Raw genomic sequence first — 11544 nt, forward strand, 5'->3', positions numbered from 1 at the left:
TTAATAGAACCGCTGCGCGTAAAAAAACTTTCAATGCATCACGTCAATGGCTCAAAAACTGATATAAATACTAGCAAATCAGAGTCAAGGAGGATATCTCAACCTGCTGTTGATAGCGCTTAAGGCTTTCTTTATTAACCTCTAGTTTTGGCTGATCAGTTAGTATATTTGGCTCATGGTCAAATTTTTTGCTGTGTAGACGACGCTTAAGTGTGCTTCAAAGTGTAATTGTGTAAGACTGTCGCCCGAAATCGTTCCCACCCTTAGTCTGGAATCCTCATGCAGTTAAAAAAGATTGATAAACACACGTATCGCTCACGACTTAATAGAATTATTGTTGCGTGCATCGTCTCGTTAGCTGGGCTAAGTTTATTGGTATCTCAAGTGCTGATTGTACTTTTCCCTTCCGAGTCTGGATCTCATTTTCATTGGAATTTGTTAGGGGTGATAGTAGCGGCACTGTTGGTGGCAAGTGTTCTTCATAAGCTTAAAAATTATCCTAAGCTGGAAGAAGTGGCGTATGTGTGGGACTTAAAGCATCAACTTAACTTGATTTATCGAAAGAATAGAAAATTACTGGCAGAAGCAAAAGCAGGTAATCCACTAGCGATGCTTGCCCTGCAGTACAGTTACGAGGGATCACGTCAATTGTGGCAACTGGACGATAACTCGATCACCATGGACAGTTTGAATAAAGCGCAGAATCAATTGGATGAATGGGTTGAGCAATATGGTGTGGTTTTAGATATTAGTAAGTATCAAGAAGAGCTTTTAAAACAATTCTGAATGTTAAGATCAAAAAAACCACGCTTTCGAGCGTGGTTTTTTAATTGGGGCGTGCCTAGAAGTTGTAACGTAACCCAACCACTAGCTCATTGTTCGCTTCGTTGTCAATTTGGTATGACGCGAAAGTACGCATAGCGCTGTTAAAGCGGTATTGGCCTTCTAGTGCAAAGAAATCTTTTTCTTTTTCATCTGCCTCAGCATATCCGTAAATACCAATTAGACGAAACTCGCTAGTCAATTTGTATTCAGCGGCAAGCTCTACAGAGTTCAAATTGTCGTCATCTTGATCAACAATAGCGTAAGTAGCACCTAAATAAAGGTTGTCTAGAGTGTAGCCTGCACCAAGGGTAATTTGGTTTGTGTCGTCTTGACTTGAGTAAGCTAGACCTAGGTCAAGACCGAAATCTAGTGAGGCCATGCCAGCAATACCAAAGCTATCACCGTCTTTATCGCCAGCTGCGATATAGTTTGCATTAACCGTGAACATATCGGTGATGTCGTGTTGGTACAAGAAAGTATTATTTTGCTTGTCTTTTGCAGCACCAATGATCTTTTGTATACCTGAGTGGTAAGACGCAATATCAGTCATGTCAGAGATCATAACGTTCGACGTGTCTTGTCGACCGTATGAGACGTCACCAAAGTTTGTACCTAGGCCAGCGTACAAGTAACGGTTTTCTGAATCAACACCGGGTTTCATTTCATATTCCATGAAGCCAAAACCTGTTAGCCCTTCAGCGATTTTGGTTTCGCCACCAAAGTTAATGCGCGCACGGCTTTTATCTGCCATTGTGCCTTTTACGTCATCAGAGAACAGACCACGTACTTCTGCACGGCCGCCAATGCTGAATTTGGTGTCGTCGTTTTGATAGACAGTAGCTGCGGTTGTCGCTGCAGATGCGAATGCTGATGTAATGGCAACGGCTAGTAGTACTTTTTTCATTATTATTTCCTTGAGTGAAGCTGAGCTAAGGCTCGATAAAAAATGAGAGCTGTGTCTCGCTTTGATGGGAAGGATACTAAGTGGCTTATATGAATGAAGTGTTGCTCGAAAATGAAGGTTTGATTTCAAACGGTACAAGCTTGAGCAGTTAGGTAAGTCATTGATAGGCAGTGTTTTATATGGTGTCCAGATGTAAGGAAGTGTTGCGCTGTTCGGGGTTTTTGATGGGGATCAATAGTTCACCGGATTGCTTATTACCTTACTTGAAGTGTGATAATTATCTCAAACCGACCGTCGGTTTGCCATTACTCTACAGTTAATATAAAGCAACTCACTAAACGCTATGTGCCCACGCATGGAACAAAGGTGTACTAAAAAATGGAAGCAAAAAAACAGCGGTTTCTAGATGCTGCTCAAGTGTTGTTTTTAAGCAAAGGCTTTGAGAGCACATCAGTCAACGACATCCTCCAATACGTAGGCGCGTCTAAAGGAGCGTTTTATCACTACTTTACCTCTAAGCAAGCACTGCTAGATGAATTTACCGACCAATTGACCCAGCAGACCATGGATCAAATGGAGAAAGTAGTGCAAGACTCGTCACTTAATTTTAAAGGCCGTTGGAGTGCGTTTTTCGAAGCCGGCTATAAATGGAAAATAGAGCATAAAGACCAACTGTTAGAGCTGCACAAAACCATGGAACAAGATGAAAACGTGCTGCTTAAAAATCGGATAGAAAAAACCATTCAGCGTAAGTTCTTGCCTTTATTAGCGAGCTTAATACAAGAAGGAAAAGATCTAGGGGTATTTAAACTCGACTCAGCACTCGGATGTGCCCACTTTATTTCCTATGGCATCACCGGCTTTAGCCAACATTTTTCCAGTCTATTGCTTAGTGAGGACGATGTTGATGCCAGACGCGCTGAGTTCGTCGAACTTACCCGTACCTTACAACAAAGTATTGCCAGAGTGTTGGGCAATGACTCACCCGATTACATTACCGTTCAATTTGACGAATTTATTGAATGGATCGAATAAGGAAAATATATAAGATGCGAATTTTGAACCGTAACGGGTTGGCCGCACTATTAGCCAGTGGACTACTCATAAGCAGCTCGGTTTTTGCGTCAATGGACGCCAAAGACATTGTAGAGCGATCCGACAAGCAGATGAGAGGGGACTCGAGCTATAGCGAGCTAACCATGAACATTGTGCGTCCCGACTGGAGCCGCAGTATGGGCATGAAGTCGTGGACCAAGGGAAACGATCTTTCGCTAGTGCTTGTCACTGCGCCAGCAAAAGACAAAGGCAGCGCCTCACTGAAACGTCAAAATGAAATGTGGAGCTGGATACCGACAATAGAAAAGGTGATCAAAATTGCGCCTTCTATGCTTGCTCAGTCTTGGATGGGGTCGGATTTCACTAATAACGATCTAATTAACCAGTCATCGATTGTTGTCGATTACACCCATGAAATGGTGAAAGAAGAAGAATTTGATGGAGACATGAGCTGGGTTATCGATGCGATCGCAAAACCCGATGCGCCGGTTGTGTGGAGCAAAGTGCGTATGTGGATCTCCCAAGAGACTTACTTGCAACGCAAAGTCGAATCTTATGACGAGTTTGATGAGTTGGTGAATACCCTCAATACCTACGATGTACAGGAAATAGGCGGTCGCCAAATTGCGGTAAGAATGGAAATGATCCCAGCAGATAAGCCAGGCAATAAAACAGAAATGATTACCCATGCGTCACAATTTGATTTTGACATTGGCGATGAGTTTTTTTCTCAATCACAAATGAAGAATCTACGAGACTAACCCCTAGTAAGGAAACGTTATGCTGATCAAATTGGCTTGGCGAAATTTATGGAGACAGAAGCGCCGCACAATATTAACGGCGTCGGCGATTGCTTTGGCGCTGTTCTTATCGTTGTTAATGCGCTCTTTTCAAGAAGGGCAATACACATCAACCATTGAGAATTCAGCGAAGATGAGTACCGGGATGATTCAGATCCAGCATCCCAACTATAAAGATTCGCTGAGTATCGATGATTTATTACCTTCGACAAGCTCTTTCATCCAAAGCGCTCAATCCATTGACCATATAGAACACTTGCTTCCGAGATTGGAGAGCTTTTCGTTGGCGGCAGCCGGCGAGCGCTCAAAAGGGGTGATGATGAGCGGTATCCATCCCGACATTGATCCTGAGTATACGGGGCTCAAAGACCGTTTAGTGAATGGAGAGTTTATTGAATTAAGCGATCGCTCAGTATTAATTGGTGCTGGGGTTGCTCGATACTTCGACTTAGATGTGGGTGATGAAATCGTGTTTTACGGTCAAGGTTATCGCGGACAGACGGCTGCAGGTCTGTACCCCATTAAGGGCATCGTTGAGTTTGCATTACCCGAAATCAATAACACCATGGTTTATTTACCATTGCCTTTGGCACAAGAGCTGTTGAGCACAGGCGAACAGGTGAGTGCATGGGTGATTGCGCTAGATTCGTTAAAACGCATAGAGGAGGTCTCTACTCAGCTAAAAGCCGAGTATGAACCAGAACAAACGGTATGGGATTGGACAGAGCTTGCGCCCGAGATTGAACAAAGCATTGTGTTAGACCGAGTGAGTGGTCAGTTTATGATGTATTTGTTGTATGGGATTGTAGGCTTTGGACTGTTTGCCACTTTGGTCATGATGACGCTAGAGCGTCAGCGCGAATTTGCGGTCATGCTCGCAACAGGGATGCTCAGAAGCAAGTTAGTAACACTGATTTGTGTTGAGTCGGCAATGATAGGCCTACTTGGTTCAGCTATAGGAATCGCACTAGCCAGTCCTATCATCGTTTACTTCTTTTTTAATCCAATACGACTTGGTGGAGAGACCGCGCAGATGATGCTGGATATGGGGTACGAACCTATTATGCCAGTGGCGCTGGATGCAGGCTTATACCTCAATCAAGTGGTGATCGTACTGGGGCTGTTGGCTATTTGTATGGTATATCCCATTACGCGCCTTCTAAAACTGAAAGTAGTACAGGGTCTTAAAGGAGGCGCACATGCTCATTAAGTTAGCTTGGCGAAACCTATGGCGTAATAAGCTTCGTACCGGTATTGTGCTTGGCGCGATGATATTTGGTCTTGTGGGTGTGACTGGCACTATGGGTTTCATGACCGGATTTTCACAAAATATGATTGAGAACGCCATTTTATGGCAAACCAGTCATGCCCAAATTCATAACGTTAGTTACCCCGACGATCCCGATGTCACTCATACGCTGCCACATCAAGATGATCTAGAAACCATGCTCAATGAGAACAATGGCGTTCTTCATTGGTCTTCACGACACATAGTGAACGGTATGATTTCGTCGGCGCGAAGTGCTCGTGGAATTAAAATTAACGGCATCGTTCCTGAAAAAGAGCAGCGTATTACGCCCATACATCAAAGTGTTATTGATGGCGAATGGCTAGACAATCAAGGTCGAAACCCTATTTTGGTCTCAACCAAAACGGCCGAGCGTTTAAGCTTGCGGGTTGGCTCAAAGATTGTGCTTACTTTTACCGATGTTCATGGAGAAGTCACAGGCGCTGCGTTTCGGGTGAGGGGGCTGTATAAAACACCCAACACGACTTTCGACGACGCCAACGTTTATGTAAGAAAGGCCGACCTTCAATCATTGAGTGGCGCGGAAAGTGACCATGAAATTGCTATGATCACCTTAGATGCTCAATCGTCGTCAATGATTGTCGATGAGCTTGTGAAAACTCTCAATGCTAAAAGCTTCTCTAAAGAGGTGTTAATACGGGACTGGACCGAAATACAGCCGATGCTTAAAACCATGATTGAGAGCATGGCGGTGTTTAATGTGGTCTTTCTTTTAATCTTCGTCGCGGCAATGGCGTTTGGCATCGTGAATGTTTTATTGATGTCGGTGTTTGAGCGTACCCAAGAGTTTGGCGTTCTCATGGCAGTAGGCATGGATAAAAGTAAGATCCGCCGATTGATCGTGTTGGAATCTGGGCTCATGGGCGGCGTTGGCGCGTTAATTGGAATGGTGCTAAGCGTTGGCAGTAATGCTCTTCTTCTGAAACATGGGCTCGATTTGAGCAGTTTTTCGGATGGGCTGAGTGCTTTTGGTATGGACCCTGTTGTATTCCCAAAAATTGGTATGAACGACTACGTCACTACGTTCACGACGGTAATACTAGTCAGTTTGCTTGCAGGATTGTATCCGGCGAGACAAATTCTTAAACAGAAGCCGGCGGATGCCATGGCTGAGAAACATTAATCATTCGCTGGAGAGAAGTATGAGTATTCAAATAAAAGCATTATGCAAAACCTATAATCCCGACAGTGAATTTCCCGTCCACGCGGTGGATAATCTGGACCTTACCATCGAGCAGGGCGAGTTTGTGGCAGTGATGGGGCCGTCTGGTTCTGGCAAGACAACACTACTCAACATGCTGGGTGGGATAGATACACCGACAAACGGCACCGTGCACATTGATGGTCAATCAATGACCGAGCTTAGTGACAAAGAAATCATCGCCTTTCGCCGTGACAATATTGGGTTTATTTTCCAAGATTACAGTCTGCTACCGGTGCTTACGGCATTAGAAAACGTCGAGTTTGTCATGCAGCTGCAAGGGCACTCTAGCGAAGAGTGCCGCCAACGCGCTACAAAACTATTGCAGCGAGTCGGGTTGGGAGAACAACTACACAAGAGGCCGAATCATTTGTCTGGTGGACAGCAGCAGCGCGTCGCGGTAGCGCGGGCTCTGGCACCCAGTCCTAAGTTTGTGATGGCGGATGAACCGACCGCTAATCTGGATGCTCAAAGTACGGCAGAGCTATTAGACATTATGCTGCAACTAAATGAGCAAGAGGGCACCACGTTTATTTTCTCCACCCATGATCCAAGAGTGATCACTCGTGCGAGACGCGTGATTGTGTTTGAAGATGGGCAACTAAAATCGGATAAGCAACAACAGCCAGAACTGGCCGAGTAGCGCGGGCATGGACAAGGATTTACTCATTCACTCTCGAAAGACTAAGGCGTGGTCTAGCACTGCTATGTTAATCGGCATTGGCGTTTTTAATGCCTGTTGGAATAACGCGTTAGCGAACATTCCGGGACTTGCCCCAAAATCGCCATGGGATCTAGATGGTTACATCAGTTATGTCGGCGTTGCGCAGCGTTATGACACCATTGGCACGGTTGACGATCATCAGTTGCAAAACCGACTCAATTTTGAATACCGATTCGATTCCCCTTGGCGGTTTAATGCCTCTATGCGTAACCGAGTCCTGGTTGGAGATAGCCTCGACTCTGAGGTGTATCGCAGCGCGGTGACTGAAGATATGGGGTATTTCAATCTTAGTTACGACTGGCACAATAGTGATAACGCTATTGTCACGTCGCAGTTTGATCGTTTGTATGTGACCTACCAAGACAACAATATCAAAGGACGAATAGGTCGGTACCGGGTTAATTGGGGAATGAATACCCTATGGAATCCCAATGATCTGTTTAACCCGTATTCAATTTACAACGTCGATTACCCAGAGAAACCGGGTGTTGATGCGGCTGAGTTTACCTACAAACTTGGTTTTGCGAGTGAAGTGAACGCCGTCTATGCACCAAATCAGAACCGCGACCTTGATAGTTATGCTGCGCGCTATTTGTTTAATAGAGACGGTTGGGATGCGCAAATTATTGCCGGTAAATCCTATCTTGACCTTACCTTAGGAGCAGGCGTTGCTGGCGATATTAAAGGGATAGGTCTAAAAGCCGAACTGTCTTATTTTTCACCTTACGATGAACAGGCCGCTGTTAGTCTAGGGATAGAGTTAGACTCGGCATTAGTCGCGAGTGCGGAAGCCACCTACAGCTTTGGTGGCTTACGAAATTGGATGGGTAATGCCGCCATTCTTTATCTCTCTGATGCTTACCCTCTCGATACCACCTCGACATCCCAGCTGCCGTTAACGGCACGAACGCTCAGTTTTACCCAATGGACTGGATATGCCGATATTGGGTTTGATCTTACAGCGTTAAGCCGAGTGACAGCGCAAGGGAGTTACTATGACGACGGTAGTTACTTTTTAGGGGCCAGTCTGTCTTATTCTTTAGCCGACAACTGGACTCTATCTGGCTTTGTTCAATATTTTGATGGTGTCATCAACAACACCAGTGTCTACGGACAACTCGGTTGGTACTTTTAATACACTGTTGAATATTTATTCGGAATTAGCCTAAATGTGCGCTATCGCTCTTAAACGGTATGTAATGTTGTTTGGTTGTGTGCAATAAGTTACATTGGTTGCCGAAATGGAGATCATTGTATGTTTAAACGCTTAACCTGTATTGTGATGCTTGTTGCTAGCCAACCACTGCATGCTGAAGATATTAAGTTCTTCAATTGGGATGGTTTTATTGCCCCTGAAGTTATCGAACAGTTTGAACAGCAGTCCGGTCATACGGTATCTCTAAGTTATTTTGACAACGAAATGCAGCGCGATCAGATCATTATTTCTGGTAGGGGCAGTGCGTTTGACTTAGCCCTAGTTGATCATATGTCGGCGCAGCAAATGTTTGCGCAGGACTATTTGACTAAAGCTCCTACACTTGCCCCTGCAAGAGCGCAACTTTTTAAACAGCCGTTTAACGACGATTGCGGATCAGCGGGCTATCCGTATGCGTGGGGCACACTTGGGATTCTACATCGCGAAAGCGTCACCGAAACCCCCGTAACATCATGGAAGCAACTGTTTGATATTCCGGTGGAACATCGTAATAGAACGGTATTTTACATGGATGAAGTCGATACCGTTGCTGCTGCTCTTTATGCGCTCAATTTAGATCCATTTACGGAAGACAAGGCAGAGTTAAAGTCGGCTTACGATTTGATGATCGGTGCCAAAGCTGATCGGCTAGGTGTTGGTTATTTAGCCAGTGAAGGTATTTATAGTTCGTTTCCGAAAGCATCATTAGCTCTTGGCTATGCGGGTGATGAGTATTATTTAAACGAGCATTCACCGTACGACGATTGGACCTACACTATCCCAAATGAGGGGACACTTTTATGGGTAGAGTGCTTAGTGCTTCCCAAAGGGAAAAACCTAAAATCAGCGACTGTTGAGTTTATACAATATATCAGTCAGCCTGAACACGCGTCGAAAAACGCCGAACAAAGTGGCTTTGCAACTCCGGTTATAGGGGCTAAAGAGTTGTCGAGCAAAGAGCACCGTCAAGATACCACTCTCTATCCATCTGCCGATATACTGCACAAGAGCACAGCATATAAAACACTCACCTTTGACGCACTGCAAGTTCGCTCAAAAATAATAGAGCAGTTTCACTGACATGAATTTGTTTGCATATTTAGAATTAGCCCCATCGTCAATCAAAGGAAGTATTGACTGCACATGACTTTAATTCAGCGTCTGCGTTTAATATTGCTGCCAATCATATTGCTCATATGCAGTATTACTGGCGCCCTGGTTTACAAGACGGTTTTTGATAGACACGTTGATAGCGAGTATCAACGAGTGTCGACATTGCTCGATTTCTTCTACAAAGAGTATCAGCTTGAATTAGCGTCTGCGCAGTCTGCTTTAGATTTGGTTTTGAGCAGTAAAGAGTTGATAAACTTCTTGAATCAAGCTGAAAACTCCTACACCTCGCATACACTGCACGTAATGCTTAATAATCAATTGCGATTGGTTCAGCAGAGGCTACCTGGCGTGCGCTCGATTCAAATTGCTGATTACATGAACGACATTGTTATATCGGCGGGTGATGACGATCCATTTAAGGAGCCGAGCTGGCCTAATTTTCCTCAAAAAATACTTGATCGCAACATTAGCGGTGGTGGAAGTTATACTCTGCCCATCGAGCAACATATACTTTATTCAGAGCAGGGTGGGGGGTTGTCGTTAGGCGTTATTAGACGATTTTCATCTGAATTGATCCTGCAAGACAAAATATCAAAAAATAGCAGCACTTATAAAGCGATTTACGACGCTAATGCGCTGTCATATCTGCATTTGGTTGAAGCGCTAAAGCAAGATTTTGCACATGGATTTGCGCTTACCATTAAACCCAACTTTCAAGGCAGTGACACTGTTGCCCATACTTTTGGCGCGTTTGAGGAGGGCGATGATCTATTTGTTCGAAAAGTTAACCAGTTGTATACGATTGAACTAACCATTGATGAAAATAACATGATTGCTGCTTTGACGACCCTTCGATGGCAACTATTGGTTGTTATTGTGAGTCTCACGTTAAGCTGTTACATCGCTATTTGGTTTGGCATTCGTCATCAGGTCATTACGCCCATAAGACAGTTGGTTAATTCACTTCAAGCGACACACAATGTACCCCAAATCGAGAAATTGTCGGGCAATAGTGAGGTCGCTAGGCTTAATAATGCGTATGCCGATCTGGTCGATCGAGTGCAATACATTTCAAACTCAGACCGCCTTACCGAACTAGGAAATCGTCACAGTTTCGATCTCTGCCTAGAAGAAGAGATTGCGCGCGCAAACACAGACCAAACCCTTGTTGCGGTGCTGCATATTGACCTAGACAACTTTAAAAAAGTGAATGATCATTTTGGCCATCAATTAGGCGATCAGCTATTAACCGATTTTTCAAAACGGTTGCTTACGTTTCTTGATAGTAAAGACGCGATAATTACGCGCAGTCAGCGTCGAAAAGTCGATTACATTGCGAGATTGGCCGGGGATGAGTTTGGAGTGATATTAAATAATATACCGGACAGTGATACTGCTGAAACTATTGCGCTGGAGATTAATCAGTACTTTAGCTCTGGTTTTAACCTTCAAGAAAAACTGCTCGATGTACAAGTGAGTATCGGCGTCGCGATTTATCCAGAGGTGGCAAAAAATCAGGCAGAATTGGTGGCTTATAGTGATGAAGCCAAGCACCAAGCCAAGCATCGAGGCAAAAACCAAGTGCAGGTATTTACCAAAGAGATCGCCGATAATCTAGAATTGAGAAAGTTTATCGAATCGGTATTGGTCAAGAGCTACCATGACGATATGTTTGAGCTGGTTTTTCAACCGTTGTTTAACAGCAAAACCATGGAAGTTGCATGCTATGAAGTACTATTGCGTTGCCCAATGCTTTCAGTTCACGGCATCGGGCCCGACAAATTTATTCCTATTGCGGAGGCCACAGGGTTAATCAGATTGATTGACTTGTGGGTGATTGAAAATGCGTTTAAAGCACATAAGCGACTAGTAAAGTGGGGATACAAAGGTAAAGCGGCGATTAATATTTCAGCGTTAGAGCTTAACAATCCTAACTTCCCAGATGAACTAGAAAGATTGCTTACTCAGTATCAAATCAACCCTCATACAATAGAGCTAGAAATTACTGAAACCAGTTTGATCGATAGCGGTGAAAAAACGAAAAAAATACTTTGGTCGATTAAAAGGACGGGGGTCAATCTCGCCTTGGATGATTTCGGTACCGGCTTTACCGGTCTGTCACAGTTAGCTAAGTACCCGATCGATACGTTAAAAATTGATCGTTCTTTTGTCTCAAATCTCACCGCAGATAACGATAACCAGCAGACAATGTTTAATGTGATTGTACAGCTAGCGACCATTTATGGATTAGATACTGTGGCAGAAGGTGTTGAAACAGAGAAAGAATTTGAAGCAACAAGAGCGAAATGCACTTACCTACAAGGCTACTATTTGTCAAAACCCGTAGCGTTTGAGCAACTCGTTGAAATAATCGAGTATGCTGTTGCGCAAGCAACTTAAGAGTTTGCTAATAATGC

The 11544-nt window shown here is 44.2% G+C and carries 10 protein-coding genes; 9 read left to right on the forward strand and 1 reads right to left on the reverse strand.

The annotated features are described in order from the left end of the window. The first annotated feature begins 279 nt into the window (after positions 1-279). Positions 280-786 (forward strand): DUF3087 domain-containing protein, encoded by a 507-nt coding sequence (locus ST37_RS00640; RefSeq protein ID WP_084882532.1) that lies wholly within the window; start codon positions 280-282, stop codon positions 784-786. 55 nt (positions 787-841) lie between these two features. Here ST37_RS00640 and ST37_RS00645 read toward each other — a convergent pair whose 3' ends face one another. Further along, the gene (locus ST37_RS00645; RefSeq protein WP_084882535.1) at positions 842-1729 is read right to left on the reverse strand and encodes a porin; all 888 of its coding nucleotides are present in this window, start codon (positions 1727-1729) and stop codon (positions 842-844) included. Between the two features lie 378 nt (positions 1730-2107). On the opposite strand from ST37_RS00645, the gene ST37_RS00650 reads away from it, so the two are divergent. The 8 genes from ST37_RS00650 to ST37_RS00685 all read left to right on the forward strand — a co-directional run bounded on the left by ST37_RS00650 (position 2108) and on the right by ST37_RS00685 (position 11527). Further along, positions 2108-2764, forward strand: coding sequence for a TetR/AcrR family transcriptional regulator (locus ST37_RS00650; RefSeq protein ID WP_084882537.1), 657 nt, complete (start codon positions 2108-2110; stop codon positions 2762-2764). Between the two features lie 92 nt (positions 2765-2856). Next, positions 2857-3546: an outer membrane lipoprotein-sorting protein gene (locus ST37_RS00655; protein ID WP_242426171.1), complete on the forward strand. Its 690-nt coding sequence runs from the start codon at positions 2857-2859 to the stop codon at positions 3544-3546. Between the two features lie 19 nt (positions 3547-3565). Further along, positions 3566-4795 carry an ABC transporter permease gene (locus ST37_RS00660; protein ID WP_084882541.1) on the forward strand — a complete coding sequence of 410 codons (1230 nt, stop codon included), beginning with the start codon at positions 3566-3568 and terminating at the stop codon, positions 4793-4795. Then, a complete protein-coding gene (locus ST37_RS00665) occupies positions 4785-6017 on the forward strand; it encodes an FtsX-like permease family protein (protein WP_084882544.1) in 1233 nt (410 codons plus the stop codon). The genes ST37_RS00660 and ST37_RS00665 overlap by 11 nt, the downstream gene beginning before the upstream one ends. Positions 6018-6036: 19 nt before the next feature. Continuing rightward, on the forward strand, positions 6037-6738 hold the full coding sequence (locus ST37_RS00670) for an ABC transporter ATP-binding protein (protein WP_084882547.1): 702 nt from the start codon (positions 6037-6039) through the stop codon (positions 6736-6738). 7 nt (positions 6739-6745) lie between these two features. Next, positions 6746-7954, forward strand: coding sequence for a hypothetical protein (locus tag ST37_RS00675; protein WP_242426161.1), 1209 nt, complete (start codon positions 6746-6748; stop codon positions 7952-7954). A gap of 120 nt (positions 7955-8074) precedes the next feature. After that, complete coding sequence (locus ST37_RS00680; protein WP_084882552.1) at positions 8075-9094, forward strand: spermidine/putrescine ABC transporter substrate-binding protein; 1020 nt, start codon at positions 8075-8077, stop codon at positions 9092-9094. 63 nt (positions 9095-9157) lie between these two features. Then, a complete protein-coding gene (locus ST37_RS00685; RefSeq protein WP_084882555.1) occupies positions 9158-11527 on the forward strand; it encodes a GGDEF domain-containing phosphodiesterase in 2370 nt (789 codons plus the stop codon). The last annotated feature ends 17 nt before the right edge of the window (positions 11528-11544 follow it).

The organism is Vibrio sp. qd031 (genome assembly GCF_002100145.1).
GTDB lineage: Bacteria > Pseudomonadota > Gammaproteobacteria > Enterobacterales > Vibrionaceae > Vibrio.